The organism is Paraburkholderia diazotrophica, from assembly GCF_038900755.1.
GTDB lineage: Bacteria > Pseudomonadota > Gammaproteobacteria > Burkholderiales > Burkholderiaceae > Paraburkholderia > Paraburkholderia diazotrophica_A.
This window is the reverse complement of record NZ_JBBPEN010000001.1, coordinates 554,996-572,156: the sequence shown is the minus strand read 5'-3', so window position 1 is coordinate 572,156 and position 17,161 is coordinate 554,996. Positions and strand designations below refer to the sequence as shown.

The 17,161-nt window shown below is 63.4% G+C and carries 16 protein-coding genes; 6 read left to right on the top strand and 10 right to left on the bottom strand.

Annotated elements, in window-relative coordinates; translation table 11 throughout:
* Nucleotides 1-107: 107 nt before the first annotated feature.
* The 6 genes from AABE10_RS02735 to AABE10_RS02710 form a co-directional block, all read right to left on the bottom strand.
* Nucleotides 108-956 (bottom strand): ureidoglycolate lyase, encoded by an 849-nt coding sequence (locus AABE10_RS02735; protein ID WP_342931750.1) that lies wholly within the window; start codon nt 954-956, stop codon nt 108-110.
* 56 nt (nt 957-1,012) lie between these two features.
* Nucleotides 1,013-1,756: an SDR family oxidoreductase gene (locus tag AABE10_RS02730; RefSeq protein WP_342931749.1), complete on the bottom strand. Its 744-nt coding sequence runs from the start codon at nt 1,754-1,756 to the stop codon at nt 1,013-1,015.
* Nucleotides 1,757-1,885: 129 nt separating this feature from the next.
* Nucleotides 1,886-2,716 (bottom strand): amidohydrolase family protein, encoded by an 831-nt coding sequence (locus AABE10_RS02725; RefSeq protein WP_342931748.1) that lies wholly within the window; start codon nt 2,714-2,716, stop codon nt 1,886-1,888.
* Nucleotides 2,717-2,731: 15 nt separating this feature from the next.
* Complete coding sequence (locus AABE10_RS02720) at nt 2,732-3,772, bottom strand: aldo/keto reductase (protein ID WP_342931747.1); 1,041 nt, start codon at nt 3,770-3,772, stop codon at nt 2,732-2,734.
* A 53-nt stretch (nt 3,773-3,825) separates the two neighbouring features.
* Complete coding sequence (locus AABE10_RS02715; RefSeq protein WP_342931746.1) at nt 3,826-5,130, bottom strand: UxaA family hydrolase; 1,305 nt, start codon at nt 5,128-5,130, stop codon at nt 3,826-3,828.
* A 16-nt stretch (nt 5,131-5,146) separates the two neighbouring features.
* Complete coding sequence (locus AABE10_RS02710; RefSeq protein ID WP_342931745.1) at nt 5,147-5,455, bottom strand: UxaA family hydrolase; 309 nt, start codon at nt 5,453-5,455, stop codon at nt 5,147-5,149.
* A 171-nt stretch (nt 5,456-5,626) separates the two neighbouring features.
* Here AABE10_RS02710 and AABE10_RS02705 point away from each other — a divergent pair, with 171 nt between their 5' ends.
* On the top strand, nt 5,627-6,427 hold the full coding sequence (locus AABE10_RS02705; protein WP_342932239.1) for an IclR family transcriptional regulator: 801 nt from the start codon (nt 5,627-5,629) through the stop codon (nt 6,425-6,427).
* A 141-nt stretch (nt 6,428-6,568) separates the two neighbouring features.
* Nucleotides 6,569-7,111: a hypothetical protein gene (locus AABE10_RS02700; protein ID WP_342931744.1), complete on the top strand. Its 543-nt coding sequence runs from the start codon at nt 6,569-6,571 to the stop codon at nt 7,109-7,111.
* A 134-nt stretch (nt 7,112-7,245) separates the two neighbouring features.
* Here AABE10_RS02700 and AABE10_RS02695 read toward each other — a convergent pair whose 3' ends face one another.
* A complete protein-coding gene (locus AABE10_RS02695) occupies nt 7,246-7,530 on the bottom strand; it encodes a hypothetical protein (RefSeq protein WP_342931743.1) in 285 nt (94 codons plus the stop codon).
* A 466-nt stretch (nt 7,531-7,996) separates the two neighbouring features.
* On the opposite strand from AABE10_RS02695, the gene AABE10_RS02690 reads away from it, so the two are divergent.
* The 3 genes from AABE10_RS02690 (at nt 7,997) to AABE10_RS02680 (ending at nt 10,377) form a co-directional block, all read left to right on the top strand.
* Entirely contained in the window at nt 7,997-8,947 is a 951-nt protein-coding gene (locus tag AABE10_RS02690; protein ID WP_342931742.1) for a LysR family transcriptional regulator, read from the top strand.
* Nucleotides 8,948-9,313: 366 nt separating this feature from the next.
* Complete coding sequence (locus tag AABE10_RS02685; RefSeq protein WP_342931741.1) at nt 9,314-10,018, top strand: response regulator transcription factor; 705 nt, start codon at nt 9,314-9,316, stop codon at nt 10,016-10,018.
* A gap of 20 nt (nt 10,019-10,038) precedes the next feature.
* Nucleotides 10,039-10,377, top strand: a complete 339-nt coding sequence (locus tag AABE10_RS02680) for a hypothetical protein (protein WP_342931740.1) — start codon at nt 10,039-10,041, stop codon at nt 10,375-10,377.
* Nucleotides 10,378-10,405: 28 nt separating this feature from the next.
* Here the strand turns inward: AABE10_RS02680 and AABE10_RS02675 are convergent, their stop codons facing one another.
* Nucleotides 10,406-12,832 carry a GNAT family N-acetyltransferase gene (locus AABE10_RS02675; protein WP_342931739.1) on the bottom strand — a complete coding sequence of 809 codons (2,427 nt, stop codon included), beginning with the start codon at nt 12,830-12,832 and terminating at the stop codon, nt 10,406-10,408.
* Nucleotides 12,833-13,268: 436 nt separating this feature from the next.
* On the opposite strand from AABE10_RS02675, the gene AABE10_RS02670 reads away from it, so the two are divergent.
* Nucleotides 13,269-14,138: a LysR family transcriptional regulator gene (locus AABE10_RS02670; RefSeq protein WP_342931738.1), complete on the top strand. Its 870-nt coding sequence runs from the start codon at nt 13,269-13,271 to the stop codon at nt 14,136-14,138.
* 122 nt (nt 14,139-14,260) lie between these two features.
* Here AABE10_RS02670 and AABE10_RS02665 read toward each other — a convergent pair whose 3' ends face one another.
* Both AABE10_RS02665 and AABE10_RS02660 read right to left on the bottom strand, forming a co-directional pair.
* A complete protein-coding gene (locus AABE10_RS02665) occupies nt 14,261-15,862 on the bottom strand; it encodes a peptide chain release factor 3 (protein ID WP_342931737.1) in 1,602 nt (533 codons plus the stop codon).
* Nucleotides 15,863-16,110: 248 nt separating this feature from the next.
* Entirely contained in the window at nt 16,111-17,040 is a 930-nt protein-coding gene (locus AABE10_RS02660; RefSeq protein ID WP_342931736.1) for a fimbrial protein, read from the bottom strand.
* Nucleotides 17,041-17,161 lie beyond the last annotated feature (121 nt).

The window sequence follows — 17,161 nt, the reverse complement described above, 5'->3', positions numbered from 1 at the left end:
AATAAAAAAGCCGTCCGGGCATTGTGCGCCCGAACGGCTTTTTCTCTCTGTAAATGCTCTGCCGCGCAAATGAACGGGCCGCGCCGTTCGTCAGGACTCAGCGCGAATCACTCCGCCGCATACGTCTTCTGCTGCTGCTCGCCGAGTCCCTCGATGCCGAGCCGTACCGTCTGCCCCGCCTTCAGATAGACGGGCTCGGGCTTCACGCCCATGCCGACGCCCGGCGGCGTGCCCGTCGAGATCACGTCGCCCGGTTGCAGGCTCATGCACTGCGACAGATACGACACCAGCTTCGCAACGCCGAACACCATCGTCTTCGTGCTGCCATTCTGATAGCGATGGCCGTCCACTTCGAGCCACAGCTTCAGGTTCTGCGGATCGGGCACTTCGTCGCGCGTGACGACCCACGGACCGATCGGGCCGAACGTATCGAAGCCCTTGCCCTTGTCCCATTGACCGGCGCGCTCAATCTGCCATTCGCGCTCGGACACGTCGTTGATCACGCAATAGCCCGCGACGTAGTCGAGCGCATTCGCTTCGTCGACGTACTTCGCTTCCTTGCCGATCACGACGCCCAGTTCCACTTCCCAGTCGGTCTTCTTCGAGCCGCGCGGAATTTCGATGTCGTCGTTCGGGCCGACGATCGCGCTCGTCCACTTGTTGAAGACGACGGGCTCGGTCGGCACGGGCAGATTCGATTCGGCCGCGTGGTCCGCGTAATTCAAGCCGATGCACACGAATTTGCCGATCTTGCCGACGCACGGCCCGATGCGCGGATTGCCTTCGACCACCGGCAACGATGCCGGATCGACTGCGCGCAGTTTCGCGAGCACGGCATCCGACAGCGTGCTGCCGTCGATGTCGGCGACCACTTTCGACAGATCGCGAATCTTGCCTTGCGCATCCAGCAAGCCCGGCTTTTCCTGGCCTTTCGGTCCATAACGAAGCAATTTCATCGCTGCAGTTTCCTCAGTTCAGTGATTCAGGTTCATCGATGCCTACGCTGCGCGGCTCAGTTCGACCAGCCGCCGTCGATCACATGCGCCTGGCCCGTCGTGAACGCCGACTCGTCCGACGCCAGGTACAGCGCCAGCGCCGCGATCTCTTCCGGCTTGCCCACGCGGCCCATCGGCTGGCGCGCGACGAACGCCGCGTGCACCGCTTCGACCGTCGCGCCTTGCGCCTTCGCCTGTTCCGCGATGCGCTCTTCGAGCGAAGGCGAGTGTACCGTGCCAGGGCAGATCGCGTTGCAGCGTATGCCGCGCGTGACGAAATCCGCGGCGACGGACTTGGTCAGCCCGATCACGGCCGCTTTCGATGCGCCATACGCGAAGCGGTTCGGCACGCCCTTCACGCTCGACGCCGCCGACGACATATTGATGATCGACCCGCCGCCGTTCTCCAGCATCGCGGGCAGAAACGCGCGGATCGTCCGGTACATCGCCTTCGCGTTCAGAGCGAAAGCGAAGTCCCAGTCTTCCTCGCTCGCTTCGAGAATCGAGCCCGCGTGCACGTAGCCCGCGCAATTGAACAGCACGTCGATCGCGCCGAGTTCGTCGGCGAGCGCCTTGATCGCCGCGCCGTCGAGCACGTCGAGCTTGCGCGCTTCGACGGGCTTGTCCTTCAGCGCGTCGATGCGAATGTCGGTCGCGATGACGCGCGCGCCTTCACGCGCGAAAAGCTCGGCCGTCGCGAGGCCGATGCCTTGCCCCGCGGCAGTGATCAGTGCCGTCTTGCCGGCCAGTCTTTGTACCATCTACGGCTCCCATTGGATTGGCGTTTGAGTCATACCGGGTATTGCAGCGGCTGCTCACCGGCGCGATCGTGGAAATGTCGACGAGCGGATTCGGAGGCCGCATTCAGTGGCTCGATTCAGAGACTCGATTCAGAGACGATAGAACGCGGCCGCGTTGCCGCCGAAGATGTCATCGCGCTCCGCGTCGGAGAGTTGCGCGAGCAGCAGCGTCGCAATCGAATGCCACAGCAGATAGTCGCCGTTCAGATTCAGCACCGGCCAGTCGCTGCCCCACATCAGGCGCTTCGGCCCGAATGCGGCAAGCAGATGATCGACGTATGGGCGCAGCGTCGCTTCCGTCCAGCCTTGCGCGGCTTCCGTCGCGAGGCCGGACAGCTTGCAGTGCACATGCGGCCATCGCGCGAGCCGCGTGATGCCCTCGGCCCATGCGTGCCAGCCCGTGCTGCCTTCGCGGATCGGCGGCTTCGCGCCGTGATCGACGACGATGCGCAATCGGTCGAAGCGCTTGATGAACGTCTCCAGAGCGTCGACGTGGCGCGTGAAGATCAACGCATCGAAAGCGAGATCCTTCGCGATCAGTGCATCGACGGCGGGCTTCAGCGCGGGATTCGCGATCCAGTCGTCGTCGGGCAGGTCTTGCAGCATCGGCCGCACGCCCTTGAATTTCGGCTCGCGCGCGAGCGATTCGATCAGCGCGGGCGCATCGGCGTCGAGCATCGGCACCCATCCGACGACGCCCGCAATCGACACCTCGTTGCGCGCGAGTTCGAGCAGATAGCGCGTTTCTTCGACGGTCGGCGCGGCCTGCACGACGACCGTTTGCGCAACGCCCGCCTTTTCGCGCAGCGGCGCGAGATCGGCGGGACCGAAGGTGCGATAGAGCGGACCGAGATCGGGCGTGAGCCAGCCGTAGTCGCCGCGCTCCGGGTTCCAGTAATGCTGATGTGCGTCGATTTGCATGATGTCGTTGAGCAATCAATTCTTCGGCACGGGCGCGCGTGGATCGAGCAAGTCCTTGTCGCGCAGCGCCTGCCACAGTTCAGCGGGTATCGGTCGATCGAACGACGCGACGTTCTCACGCAGTTCGTCTGCATTGCGCGCGCCCGTCAGCACGGTCGCGACGGCGGGATGCGCATACGGAAACTGCAACGCAGCGGCAGCAAGCGGCACGCCATGCACCTTGCACACCGCTTCGAGACGCGCGACGCGCGCGATCACGTCGTCGGGCGCTTCGCCGTAATTGAACTTCAGATCGCCTTCGACGCCCCGCGCGAGAATCCCCGAATTGAACGCGCCGCCGAGGAGAATACTGACGTTGCGCTTCTGGCATTCAGGCAGCAGATCGTCGAGCGTCGCCTGTTCGAGCAGCGTATAGCGGCCCGCGAGCAGCGCGCAGTCGATGTCGAAATCGCGCATTGCGTCGAGTATCGCCGCGCCTTCATTGACGCCGAGGCCCACCGCTTTCACCACGCCTTGCGCGCGCAGATCGTCGAGCGCGCGAAAGCCGCCGCCTTGCGTAAGCTGCTGCCAGTAATGCGCGTTGCTGTCGCCGTGCGTAAAGCGACCGATGTCGTGCACAAGAAGAATGTCGATATCGACGATGCCGAGCCGCTGCTGGCTGTCTTCGAACGAACGCAGGATGCCGTCGTGCGTGTAGTCGTAGATCGCTTCGAACGGCAACGGGTTTTGCCAGCCTTCGCTGCCGTCATAGGCGTTCTTGCGCGGCACGAAGCGGCGCCCGACTTTCGTCGACAACACGAATTCGCCGCGCGGATAGCGGCGCAACGCATCGCCTAGACGATGCTCGGCTTTCGTGTGGCCGTAATGCGGCGCGGTGTCGAAGAACCGCACGCCCGCGTCCCATGCGGCCTCGACGGCAGCGAACGCCTCGTCGTCGGACAGATCGCGATAGAGCCCGCCAAGCGGCGCCGTGCCGAGACCGAGGCCCGTCACTTGCAGCGCGCGTGCGCCGATGCTGCGGCGCTTGCACACGTTTGAACCCGGCGCGTTCGTCATTGCGAGTGTCTCCTGTGCACGGCTCGTGTCGTGCGCGTCAACCGATGCAGCGCTCACCGCTTCGTCAAACCAGCGACCCGCTGTGGCGCAGCCGCATGGAAAGGCAAGCACGCCGGCCCGACGGGCTCGAAAGTCTTATACGTAAGAATAAACTCTTGATGCCCGAGCGACTCGGATTTCGACGCCGCGCCCCGCGCGACCGCTAGCGTGACGTCGAACACCTCGCGGCCCACTTCGTCGAGCGTCGCGCGGCCTTCAAGGATACGCCCGGCATCGACATCCATGTCGCCGGACAGATTGCGATAAGTGTCCGGGTTCGCGCAGACCTTGATGACGGGCGAGATCGCCGAGCCGACCACCGATCCGCGCCCCGTCGTGAACAGGATCACATGCGCGCCGCACGCGATCAGCTCGGCGATTTCCGCGTTGTCGCTGATGTTCGGAAAGCCGAAGCGCGGCTCGCCGTCGGGCACGACGTCGAGCAGATAGAGGCCGCCCGTCGGCGGCACGTCACCGGGCTTCACGATGCCGACGATCGGCGATGCGCCGCTCTTCGCATACGCGCCCAGCGACTTCTCCTCCTGCGTCGTGAGTCCGCCGTCCGCGTTGCCGGGCGCGAAGCTGCCGTGGCCGAGGATCGAGTAATAACGCGCGGCCTTCGCGACGCAGGCGACGATCTCATCGCCCAGATCGTCGCGCGCCGCACGGCTCTTCATATGGAACTCGCAGCCGACCAGCTCGCCCGTCTCCTCGAAAATGCAGGTCGCGCCTTCGTCGATGAAATGATCGAACGCGCGGCCCACGGCGGGATTCGCGGTGATGCCGCTCGTGCTGTCCGAGCCGCCGCAAATCGTGCCGATCACCAGCTCGGACAGCGCCATCGGTACTTTCTGCTGCTGCGCGAGTTCGCCGCGCGCGTTGCGCACCCAGTCGATTCCATATTGAATCGTGCTGCGCGTGCCGCCCTTTTCCTGGATCGTCAGCACGTGCGCGGGACGTCCGCTCGCGCGCACGACATCGGCCAGATAGTGCTTGTTCATGCTCTCGCATCCCAGCGACACGAACAGCACGGCGCCGACGTTCGGATGGGTCGTCAGCTGCTCCATCATCTTTTCGGCGTAGCGGTTCGGATAGCAGCCGGGAAAGCCGATCAGATGAACGGGCGGCTCCTGTTCCATCGAAGGATCGTCGAACGCATCGAACGAAGGGCGAAACTGCGCGACGATCTCGCGCGCGACGTGATGAGCGCATTCGACGAGGTACGCCACCGCCACGACGTTGCGAATGCCCTTGCGTCCGTCGCTGCGCAAATAGCCTTGCAGCACGGCGCCGTTTTCTGCTGTTGAAGTATCGGTCATGAGTTCTTTGCCCGTGTCAGTGATGGACGAATGCGTGGCCTGCTTCGTGCGTGTACGTCGGCAGGTAGTCGCTTTCGAGGTTGTGCGTATGCAGATGCTCTCCACGCGCGACGTCGGCCGTCACATGGCCGATCGCCGCGCCGTAGCGCAGCACCTTTTCGTCGGCGCGCAACGGGCGGCGCGCGACCTTGTGGCCGAGATCGATCGTCTTCGCGAGCGTCACGCGCTCGCCTTCGATGTCGATCTGCGTCCCTGCATCCAGCCGCACGGCGGCGATCAGACAGTTGTCGTCGGGGCTCAGCAGAATCAGGCGGGGATCGGTCATGCCATTCTCTTAATTCATTAATGAACGTATTATTCATATTCGAACTTTGACAAGTCAACCGATGGACGGTCGATCGGCGTGAGTGTTTTCCCTGGCGCGCCGTGCCCTGTGTGTCAGTCCGTTGGCAGCCGATAATCGATGTGAATGTCAAACACCAACCGATTTCCGACGATGGAAGTGGAAGACAAGGAAGACGCCGACCGCTATCGCGCCCCTGCGCTCGACAAGGGGCTCGACATACTCGAACTGCTCGCCGGGCAGAAGAGCGGCCTGACGCGCGCCGAGATCACGAAGCTGCTGGGACGCAACGCCAGCGAGATGTACCGGATGCTGGAGCGGCTCGTCGCGCGCCAGTACGTCGTGCGCTCGGCGGGCGGCGACCGTTACTCGCTGAGCCTGAAGCTCTATGCGCTCGCGCATCGTCATCCGCCGATGAACCGGCTGATCTCGGAAGCGTTACCGCTGATGCAGCGCTTCGCGGCGCAAGCCGAGCAGTCGTGCCATCTCGCCGTCTACGACCGCGGCAATCTGCTCGTGATCGCGCAAGTGGACGGCCCCGGCACATGGGGCATTTCGGTGCGGCTGGGCGCGCGCGTCGGTCTGATCGACACGAGTTCGGGACGCACGATGCTTGCGTTCCAGACGCCCGAGCAGCGCATGCACATGCTCGCCGAGCACACGAAGGTCAAGGGCGAAGTGACCGTCGATCACGACGCGCTCGAAGCCGCGTGCGCGAAAATCCGCGCGGCCGGTTTCTCCCAGAAGGACAGCCAGCAGATTTTCGGCGTGACCGATCTGACCTTTCCGCTCTTGACGGCATCGGGCCAGGCGATCGCGGCGATGACGTGCCCGTTCCTCAAGCGCATCGACGAATACGTCGCGCCGTCGCTCGATGAAGTCACGCAGATGCTGCGCGAGACGGTGCAGGGCCTGTCGATGTTCGCCGAGCCGGAGATGCGCGCGGCTTCCTGAGCGCGCGATGCACACGCGGCCGCGCGTCGCGAGCGCATTCGATTCGGACGGGCAAACACGTTGCGTTAGAATGTCGGCCCTTTTCCGAATCGACGACTTTCGCCGCATGCGTTCTTGCGCATGCGGGCTCACAGATACGCAATGGCCAAACTTCTGTCCGACCTCGAATTCCAGCGCTTTTCCGAACTCCAGCAGAAGCAGGCAAGCTTCACGATCACAAGCGACGAAGCCGATGAACTGCGCGACATCGTGGCTCGCGCGCAGCAGAAGCGCGACGACCGCGCCGCCGCGATGCAGCAGATCGAGACGTTTATCGCGCAGTTCGACATCACGCCCGACGAACTCTATTCGGCCGACCGGATCGGCGATGCGGCGCGCAACTTCGGCTTGATTCCCGCCGCAAAGAAAGAACGCGTGCTGCCGCCGACGGTGACGTTCAACGGCAAGCCATATCAATGGACGCGCGCGCTGCCCGACGAAGTGCGCGTGCCGCTCTTCGAAGCGTTCACAGCGGGGCAGTCGGTGAAGGCGTTCATCGCGACGCCAAAGGATGCGATGCGCTGCGCCGCGGCGATCGCGCGCCTGGAGCGCGAAACGGGCGCGGCCTATGCGCCTGAGTGGCTCGAGGAACTGTCGGTGTCGCGCGAACAGGTCGACGCGGCGGCGGCGAAGCTCGCGGCTTAACGCGAATTGCCACACGGCAGGCGCTTCGTCTGGCGCTTGCCAAAATCGCACAGCGCATGAAAGCGCATGACAACGGCGTGCCGGAATCCGGCGCGCCGTTTTTTATGCTCGAGACGGCACCGCTCTATTCGAACTCACGCCGACTCGACGGGCAGCGGCTGAAATGCGGTCCACCTTGTCCAGCCGCCTGCGTTATAGGGGGAGCTCACACGCAACGCCCGTGAGCCGTCGTCGAAATAAAGCGATTCCACGAGAAAAGGGCTGGTATCGCCGAGTGCCTGCCGGCCGATACGGGTGCGCTCGTGCCTGAACACGAGATTGCCCTCATGAAGCAGCGTCAGGTACACATCGCCTGCATCGCAACGCGTATTGACCACAAAACGGTTGAGCAACGTAACTGCAGCATCGGCATCGAACATGACTTTCTCTCTCCTTCCACTTCGGCCGCCCGTCTGACGCGGGCAATGCGTATATAACCAACCGGACTACTGCCTGAAATAAGCGCTGATGAAATGCGTTATCGAGCGACTTAATGGTTTCGCGCGCCGAGCAACGCGCTTCGTTTAGTGACACCAACGAATGCAACGCATCCGCTTAAATGCAGTGCAAGCCTTTACGCGATATTTAATCGTGATGTGATAGACCGACATCCACTCAATGGATCGCAACAATAGAAGTCATTGAATCTGTCCTACGCAGCTATAAAAAGCAAGTGCATGATGTTTGCATTCCGAATAAAAGAACTTAAAATTCGGCCACCATTTAAAATGTTGCGTTCGTGAGTTAAAGATAAGACGATGACCCATATTCAGGTATAGGGCATATCGTGAACGCGTAAAGCAATACCGAACACGCAATTGCGTGCTCCCGTCGAGCGGTCATCACATGAAGATTCATCAATTGCGAGCACTCGTTGCGGTCGCTGACACAGGCAGCGTCCGTGGCGCGGCAAGAATGCTCAATTCATCACCCGCAGCGGTAACGCAAAGCCTGCAATTACTCGAAGTGTCGGTGCAGTTGCAACTCGTATCGCGTACGACTTCCGGTGTCGTGCTAACGGAGTACGGTCAGGCAATGCTCGCGCACGCCCGGCTCATCCTGTCGCAGATGTCGCGCGCGCAAGAAGCCGTCGAGGCCATACGCGGCAATACGCGCAAACGGCTTTCCGTGGCTGTCTCTCCGTGGGTCGCGCTTACATTTCTTCCGGCCATCGTGATGCGCTTTCGCGAGCGTATGCCGCAAGTCCAGCTGGAGTTTTTCGAAGGGGTGCTTGCGATTGCGAACCCACGGCTGCGCGATGGCAGCATCGATATTTTCATCGGCAGGCAAAGCCCTGGCAGCATGGCATCCGAATTCGCTTACCGGCCGCTGTTCGCAACGGGTCTCGCGGTGGTGGCGCGCCAGGATCATCCGTACGCAACAAGCAGCTCGCTTGCCGATCTGCTCGACCTGGACTGGCTCGTCGCGATGGACCCTGAGACGGAAGGCCACATGCCCTTCAGCATGTTCGAGCGATACAACCTGAAGGCGCCGCGCAGCATACACTTCATGCACTCGACGGCCGTCTCCGTCGCGCTGCTCAAAGGCACGGATATGATCAGCCTTTTTCCGTGGCCGCTCATCGAACTGTGCGCGACACGCGACGGCCTGTGCGCGATTCCTGTGCGAGAGCAGCTCGATAACTCGATGGTCGGCATCATTACGCGCACGGGCGAGCCGTTGGACGCGGCATCGCGGTGCTTCGTCGATTGCCTGATCGAAACGGTTCGTGACGACGCATGGACGCAGATATCCGATGTCCGCCGGACGATGCACTCAGTGGACATACTCGTCTAGCAGTCCGCGTTGCGCTCGCAGCGTCGTTCGGTACTTCACTTCATTCATTCCACAAGCGTCTCGCAGAAAAGGCCGAAGTTCTCCTTCGGCCTGGCAAAGTCCGCTCCTTCGCTAATCAGGCGTTCGCGGCTGATTAACACGTTCACGGCTCCATCGCTTCACGAATGCCGTCGGCGCGCGGTACGGTAGCTCCCGACGCCCGATCTCATTTCTAAACGGTCGGAGCGGTCGCGACGACTGTTTTTCGGTAGTCGTCGATGGCGTCGATCAGAAAACGAACAAGGAGAGCCACCCATGCCGGCATCGACGGCCCGATCGTCCACCCGATGGCTTCGGATCGGATCAGTTCACTTCGTATTCGCGTAGTTGGAGCCGGATTCAATGACAAAACTCTCAGATGCAAGAAAGGGGCCGAGCGTCTTTATCGTCGAGCGAGACGCTTCGTTTAGCAAAGCGCTGGCGCGGCTCGTCGCTGCGGGCGGGTACGACGCCTGTGCATTCGATTCGTCGGCGCCTTTAAAAGCCTTTTCCAGAACGACGCCGGGATGCATTCTTCTTTCTCTTCAGACGGAAGGACACGATGGTCTCGCACACCAGCGAGAGTTGATCGCAACGCATTCACCGCATGCCGTGATCTTTCTGACGACTTGCGAAGACATTCCCGCCACGGTCAATGCGATGAAGGCAGGCGCCGCCGACGTACTCGTAAAACCAGTCGCCTTTGGTGCATTGATGCGCGCGATTGAAAACGCGCTCGATCTCTCTGCAAGAACCCTGTCGTCTCGCACGCAAGCGGATGAGATCAAACAGCGCGCTTCCCGTCTCACGCCCCGCGAGCGCGAAGTACTGGCATTGGTGGCAAAGGGTTATCTCAACAAGCAGATTGCGGCGCAACTCGGCACCGTCGAGAAGACGGTCAAGGTACATCGGGCGCACATCATGGAAAAGCTCGAAGTGGAATCGATAGCCGATCTTATCCGGCTCGCGGACAAACTGAGCGCGCTCATGCCGCTCGTGCCCACTCGAAACGATAGTCCGGAGCAGTTGCAACCAGAAGCGGTGTGCGCGTGATCCGATCACCTGATATGGACATGGAACGACAGCATGCCAGTTCGCGGCATTTGACCGAGACCGACGTCATCGAGGCGATGACGCCGGGTATCAAGTACACGTGCACCGCGCTCGCCAGGAAACTGCGTCATCCCGCCCCGCATGTTCACACGCTGCTCTCGCATCTGGTGCAATCCGGCATGCTCAGAAGGATGCGAGGCAGACGCAGCAGCATCTATTGGCACGCGATTCGCGAGGAAGCAAAGGGACTCGAAGATGATGCACACGTCCAAACCCTGCCGATGACGGAAACCGAGGAGTGCGACGACAGGGAGCTTCGCCCGCATGCGAGCCCGCGCACGCTGTTTCACGAGTCGTGACTTCGACGCGACGCCTCTGCACGCTTCGTCAGCCCGCGCCCTGGCACGCGCGCGACGCGCCATAGCCGGGCGCGCCGCCCTTGTCGCCGCCTCGTGGAGATTCGGGCTGATCGAGCGCCATCCTGAAGCCGACGACGCCCGGGTCTTCCGTCCGCGTGGCCGTAAAGCCGACGGCCGTCGCGAGCCCGATCATCGCCGAATTTTCGCGCAGCGCCTCGCCGATCAGCCAATGCGTGCCGCGCGAGCGCGCATACGCGATGATGCGCTCCATCAGCAGACGCCCCAATCCCTTGCCCTTCTGATCCGAACGCACGGCCATCGCGAACTCGGCCGTTTCGTTGTCTGGGTCTGCGACCGCGCGCACGACACCGAGCGTGCGGATCGAGCCGTCATCGTTTTGCGTCGTCGCGATCAGCGCCATCTCGCGGTCGTAGTCGATCTGCGTCATGCGCGCGAGCTGCGAATGGTCGAACCGGCCGACCGCGCCGAAGAAGCGCAAGCGCAGATCGTCGGGTGTCATCGACTCGACGAACTCGCGATGCGCGTCCTCGTCTTCGGGGCGAATCGGCCGCACGGTGATGCGCTGGCCGCGCCAGTCGAGCGTTTCTTCGTAGCGGCGCGGATACGCCATGATCGCGAAGCGCGTGCGGTTCGCCGCCAGCCGCAGACGCGGCCCGACGATGCACACACCGTTTCGCATCACGCGCAGCGCGAGCTTGAGCGAGACGATCTCGCGGATCTCCGACACCGCCTGCGAAATCGACGTCAGCGCGTTCAGAACGGGCTCGGGCGCGACCTCGCGCGCATACGCCGAATTCGACAGGATGTCGCCCGACAGAACCGGGTTGAGGGGCGGCAGGCCGAACACGCACATCGGCCGCGCCTCGTCGTGCTCGGGCGGTGCGGTGAAGCGGAACACGGGGCCGAAGTTGTCGTCGTCGCGCAGTTCGACGGTGATGTCGACGACGGCATCTTCGCGCGCGTCGTCGGGCACCGTGCGCAGGCCGAAATGCGCAAGCAGCCGCGCCGCTTCATCGCCGTCGAGTTCCGTCACGCCCGACGAGAGCGCCGCGCACGCTTGCGCCTGGGCCGCGTCGATCGCCTCGGGCACGCGCGCGGGCTGGCCTTCGGGCGTCTGCATCAGCAGTTCGCGCACGAGCCGGTACTCGACCAGACGCTCGAACGCCCGCGCAAGACGCTGCGGCGTCGTGTGCACGGGAATGCCGTGCTCGTGCAACGCGTCGCGCGTCTCGCGCTTCACGCCGCCGAAAAAGCACGCGAGCAGCCCGCGATACGCATACCGCTGGTTCGCGATCAACGCCTGCGCGACTTCCTCGACAGGCGCACTGTGCGTCGACGCATGCACGACGAACGCGGTGCCCGTCGAACGCTGGTCGGCCAGCACCTTCAGCGCCGTGCCGAAATGCTCGGCGCGCGCGTCGCTGCCGAGCAGCAGCGGATTGCCCGGCCTCGCGCGCGGCAATGCCTGCGCGAGCGCATCGACGGCGCCCTGCGGACACGGCGCGAGCGTGTCGCCGGCGGCCTTGAAGGCGTCGGTGGCGAGCGTCGCGACGCCACGGTCGCTGGTGATCAGCGTCGCCGTCGCGCCCGCTGCGACGCGTCCCACACCGAGCGTTTCGATCTCGTCGAGCAGATCGTCGAGGGCATCGACGCGCACCACGCCAGCGCGACGGAACGCGGCCGTGTACAGCGCATCGGCGGGGTCGCCGCGGCCCGAGCGCAGCGCGAGCACCGGCTTGTTGCGCGCCGCCGCCCGCGCCGCCGACATGAACTTGCGCGCCGCCTTCACGGAATCCACTTCGAGCAGGATCGCACGCGTGCCTGGGTCGCTCGCGAGATAGTCGAGCACGTCGCCCGCATCGACGTCGGCTTCGTCGCCGAGCGCCACCGCGTGCGAAAAGCCGAGGCCGCGCGCATGCGCCCAGCCGAGCACCGCGTTCGTCAGCGCGTTGGACTGCGATACCCACGCGACGCCGCCCGAGCGCACCGTCACGGAAGGCGCGCCGAGATGCGCCTTGAGCGCGGGCGTCACGATGCCGAGGCTGCCCGGCCCGACGACGCGCAGCAGATGCGGCCGCGCGGCCGCAAGCGTGTGCCGGACGTCGGCGCGGCCGTCGTCGTCGCCTGCCTCGCCGACGATGATCGCCGCGCGCGTGCCGTGGCCGCCAAGCGTATGAACGATGCCCGGCCACGTCGACGGCGGCGTGCAAACGATGGCGACCGTGGGCGCGTCGGGCAGATCGCCCGCATTGCCGACGCACGCGTGGCCGTCGAGCATGTCGTACTTCGGATTGACGGCCCAGACGGGGCCGTCGAAGCCGCCTTCGATCAGGCGCTTCCAGACCATCGCGCCCGTGCTGCCCTCGCGATTCGAGGCGCCGATCACGGCGACGGATTTCGGTCGAAACAACGCGTCGAGATTGCGTACGGTCACGGTCGCTCCGCGAGTGAAGTAAGCGCGCGACGGGTTCACCGGCTTTGGCCGCTGCGGCCATTCGGCAAATACATGCGCGCGCGATTTCATCAGGATAGGCGAAGAGCAAACACACCGTCATGTCTGTGCGGGCGCGGTGCCGCCCTTAGTGCTCCATCGCCGCCGATTTGCGTCCGATGTTAGCGGATGCCCAAGGGGCCAGAGCTTGCATTCGGCCGCTGCGGCACCCCGCCGCGCCTTTCACGATGCGGCCCGAGTCCGCTTACGCGCCGTCCGGCGCACCATGTAGAATCGCCCCACGATGCGCGACGCGGCTCTGCGTTGCGACGCCGTGTCCGGCGCGCTCAGATTGCATCGCCGGGCCAAAGAGAAGCATGCCCGCAGGCACTCCGCCGGAAGCGGGACACAAAAGAATGATGAGACTGAAGGAAAATCCATGCGGCGTCTGCCCTCGCTGATCGCGTTGCGCTTTTTCGAAGAGACGGCCCGGCATATGAGTTTCAACCGCGCGGCCGTCGCGCTGTGCGTAACGCAAGGCGCCGTCAGCCGGCAGATCAAGATTCTCGAAGAATCGCTCGGCGCGAAGCTGTTCGAGCGCGATCACAAGGGCATCCGCCTGACGACGGCCGGCCAGCAACTGCTGCCGTGCGTGTCTGAAGCGTTCGACACGCTCGAGCGCGGCACGCTCCTCGTCACGACGGCAAAGGGGCGCCGGCGGCTCGTGCTCTCCGTGCCGCCGACCTTCGCAACGCAATGGTTTTCGCCCCGGCTGGGCTCGCTCGCGATCGAGCTGCCCGACGTCGTGCTTTCCGTGCGCACGGAGCCCACCGACGACTGTCACTGCAATATCCGCTTCGGCCGCGACGCGCTGCCCGACGCGCATTCCGAACGGCTGATGATCGAGCGGCATACGCTGGTCGGTGCGCCACGGTTCGCGGGCGAACCGCTCGACAAGCTGCTCGAAACGCTGCCCGCCTTGCACGTGCTGCACAACGACGCGCGCCTGAACCTGTGGCCGGACTGGCTCGACAAGGCCGGCCTGCCCGCGCGCTACGCCGAAAACGGCATCGAGTTCTCGACGCTCGAACAGGCAATCCACGCCGCGCGCAAAGGCGTGGGGCTCGCGGTCGTCGATCGCAACATGATTGTCGAGGAACTCGGCGAAGGCAGTCTTGCGCCGATGTCCGACGTCGAGGTCAGCGGCCCCTATGGGTACTGGCTCGATATCGCGCCGCGCCACGAGACGCTGGAACACGTGCAGGCGTTTGCCAGCTGGCTGCGGGAGCAGGTGCTCGACATGTCGTAGAGCGCGGGGCCGTGTGAAGAAAAAAGCCGTGTTCGTTTTGGCGAACACGGCTTTTGTCATTCAAGCGGCGGCAAATTGTACGAATCGAGCACCAATCGTGGACGAATCGCACGCCGTTGCAGTTACATCGCTTTCCTGAACGGCGCGCCCGAATGCTCGCGCAATTCGTTGAAGACGATTTTCGGCCAGGCCTTCTGCGCGACTTCAATTTCGGAGATGTGCGACGCGAGGTACGTCGGCGCTTCGGCGGCATCGTATGCGATACGCGGCGCGTATGAATCGCAGAAGCGGCGCAGCTCCGCAGCGTCGTCGCACGTCACCCAACGTGACATGCGGTAGCGCGCGGGCGACATCCGCACGTCGACCTTGTATTCCGTCGACAGCCGGTGTGACACCACTTCGAATTGCAGTTGCCCGACGGCGCCCAGAATCATCAGGCCGCCGACGACGGGCCTGAACACCTGGATCGCGCCCTCTTCGCCCAGCTGCTTCAGCGCTTCGCCGAGCTGCTTTGCGCGCATCGGATCGACCACTTCGACCGTCTGGAAAATTTCCGGCGCGAAGAACGGCAAGCCGACGAATTGCAGCAGTTCGCCTTCCGTCAGCGTATCGCCGAGACTCAGCGTGCCGTGATTCGGAATGCCGATGATGTCGCCCGCGTACGCCTCGCTCACCGTCTCGCGGCGCTGCGACAGGAACGTCACGACATTGTTCGCGCGAAAGGTCTTATTGTTGCGCGTGACCTTCAACGCCATGCCGCGCTCGAAACGGCCCGAGCACACGCGGATGAACGCGACTCGGTCGCGGTGCGCGAGGTCCATGTTCGCCTGCACCTTGAACACGACGCCCGTGAACTTCGGCTCGTCGGGTTGCACGGGACGCTGCACCGTCATCCGCGCGGACGGCGGCGGCGCGAGATCGACGAGCGCGTCGAGAATTTCCTTCACGCCGAAGTTGTTGATCGCCGAGCCGAACAGCACGGGCGACTGCTGGCCCGCGAGAAATTCGTCGCGATCGAAGCTGGGCGTCGCGCCCGTGATCAGCTCGATCTCTTCCTTCGCGCGCACCCACGCATGGCCGAAGCGGCGCTCGCCTTCCTCGTCGCCGGGCGCGCGCACCGTCTCGACTTCGCCGCCGAGCGTGTCCTGACCCGCGCGGAATACGCGCACCTGATCGTTCTGTACGTCGTAGACGCCCTGGAAGTCCTTGCCCATGCCGATCGGCCAGGTGAACGGCACGGCCGACACGCCCAGGTGCTGCTCGATTTCATCGAGCAGATCGAGCGGCTCGCGCACTTCGCGGTCGAGCTTGTTGATGAACGTGACGATGGGCGTCTTGCGGCTGCGGCACACTTCGAGCAGCTTCAGCGTCTGCGCCTCGACGCCGTTCGCGCCGTCGATCACCATCACGGCGGCATCGACGGCCGTCAGCACGCGGTACGTGTCTTCCGAAAAGTCTTCGTGGCCCGGCGTGTCGAGCAGATTGATCACGCAGTCGCCGTACTCGAACTGCATCACCGAGCTCGCGACGGAAATGCCGCGCTGCTTTTCGATCTCCATCCAGTCGGACGTCGCATAGCGGTTGCTCTTGCGGCCCTTCACGGTGCCCGCGATCTGGATTGCACCCGAAAACAGCAGCAGCTTTTCGGTGAGCGTGGTTTTACCCGCGTCCGGGTGGGAGATGACCGCGAAGGTACGGCGGCGTTTGAGTTCGGAGACTGACATGAAAATAAGGGGCGAACCTGCGGGCGACAGGAGGGACGAAACGCTGTCCGGCGCCACGACAGGCCTGGCTACCTGCCCGACAAGAGTCTGTGAAAGCGGCGATGATACACGTGCCGCGACAGATCATGAATTTTTGGCGTTCTTTCCGCCGCGACGCACGAGGAGGCTCGCTCGCCGCTCTTCGGCCAACCGTAGTGCCGACGCGGCCGACGCCGCCTCGGACTCCCGCTCGGCCCCCTGCCTCGGATCTATTGATAGGACATGGTAAAAGTCGCTTTGCCCACGACGCTTCCCGGAACCAATGTACCCGAAGTCCTCACGTAACGGGCGGTGAGCGGAATTTGCATGGCTCCCCCTGCTGACGTACCTGCCGACCACTGATTCTTATTGCCCGCCACGGCTGAATCCGGTCCGAATCCGACGGGCGTGCTCCCGTTCAGTATTTGCAGGCCTACTCCAGAGGCCGACGATCCAGGGGCCAACGACAAGGTGGTCGTCACGTTCTGCGGACTAGTCGCATCGGTGATCGTCACTGCAACCTTGATTCCCGCCGCGCAATTCAGGCCGAGCGGAACAGTCGTGTCCCCCGTTGTCGATCCCGCAGTTTTCAGCTGGTTCGAAAGCCCCTTTGGAAGAGGGAAAGCAAGCGTTGGTGTCGTGACACTGCACGTGTTGCTGGTGATGGCCGTACCGGGTGTCAACGATTGGGTAGCCGTCACAGTCGTAATGCAGCTTCCCGAAAATTTGACTGTCATGCTCGGGAGTGTCGTTATCGAACCCGTGCTCACGGGCCCGGTGACGACGAGATCTGCTCTCGTATCGTGCTCGGTCCCCCCGCTAGGAGAGGAAATACTCTGCGAAACGGGAACCTGAACCCATCCGCCGTTCCAACCGCTGGTAATGTAAAAGCGCACACCGATGCCAGGCACGTTTGTCTGAAACGTGAAAGGATCTCCGGGCGTGGGGGTGCCATTGACTGTGACATCCTGCTGAACGTTGCAAGTCACGCCGTTCGCGGCCAAACCAGGGTTGTAGGCCTGACTCGACAACACCGTGCCAACGGGCGCATCGCGCGACACCGAGATCGAAGCGGGGAACACCAGATTCGGCATCCCGTTGACGGGGAACGTGATCGTGCCCGCCACCGCGCGAGTGGTCGGCGCCATTAACGTCAGCATTGCGACGAGGCCTACCATCACTCGACACACAAGCGCCTTCACACAGCGTGCAGCATGAGAGGCGCTCGATTTCAATCCGACTCTGTGAATTGGGACGTTGCTCATATTTTCAATCTACCCA

Coding starts and splice junctions, on each gene's coding strand:
- AABE10_RS02715 (WP_342931746.1), bottom strand. CDS start 5,130: ATGACCGATACTTCAACAGCAGAAAACGGCGCCGTGCTGCAAGGCTAT.
- AABE10_RS02725 (WP_342931748.1), bottom strand. CDS start 2,716: ATGCAAATCGACGCACATCAGCATTACTGGAACCCGGAGCGCGGCGAC.
- AABE10_RS02720 (WP_342931747.1), bottom strand. CDS start 3,772: ATGACGAACGCGCCGGGTTCAAACGTGTGCAAGCGCCGCAGCATCGGC.
- AABE10_RS02660 (WP_342931736.1), bottom strand. CDS start 17,040: ATGCTGACGTTAATGGCGCCGACCACTCGCGCGGTGGCGGGCACGATC.
- AABE10_RS02665 (WP_342931737.1), bottom strand. CDS start 15,862: ATGTCAGTCTCCGAACTCAAACGCCGCCGTACCTTCGCGGTCATCTCC.
- AABE10_RS02710 (WP_342931745.1), bottom strand. CDS start 5,455: ATGACCGATCCCCGCCTGATTCTGCTGAGCCCCGACGACAACTGTCTG.
- AABE10_RS02690 (WP_342931742.1), top strand. CDS start 7,997: ATGAAGATTCATCAATTGCGAGCACTCGTTGCGGTCGCTGACACAGGC.
- AABE10_RS02730 (WP_342931749.1), bottom strand. CDS start 1,756: ATGGTACAAAGACTGGCCGGCAAGACGGCACTGATCACTGCCGCGGGG.
- AABE10_RS02705 (WP_342932239.1), top strand. CDS start 5,627: ATGGAAGTGGAAGACAAGGAAGACGCCGACCGCTATCGCGCCCCTGCG.
- AABE10_RS02735 (WP_342931750.1), bottom strand. CDS start 956: ATGAAATTGCTTCGTTATGGACCGAAAGGCCAGGAAAAGCCGGGCTTG.
- AABE10_RS02680 (WP_342931740.1), top strand. CDS start 10,039: ATGGAACGACAGCATGCCAGTTCGCGGCATTTGACCGAGACCGACGTC.
- AABE10_RS02700 (WP_342931744.1), top strand. CDS start 6,569: ATGGCCAAACTTCTGTCCGACCTCGAATTCCAGCGCTTTTCCGAACTC.
- AABE10_RS02670 (WP_342931738.1), top strand. CDS start 13,269: ATGCGGCGTCTGCCCTCGCTGATCGCGTTGCGCTTTTTCGAAGAGACG.
- AABE10_RS02695 (WP_342931743.1), bottom strand. CDS start 7,530: ATGTTCGATGCCGATGCTGCAGTTACGTTGCTCAACCGTTTTGTGGTC.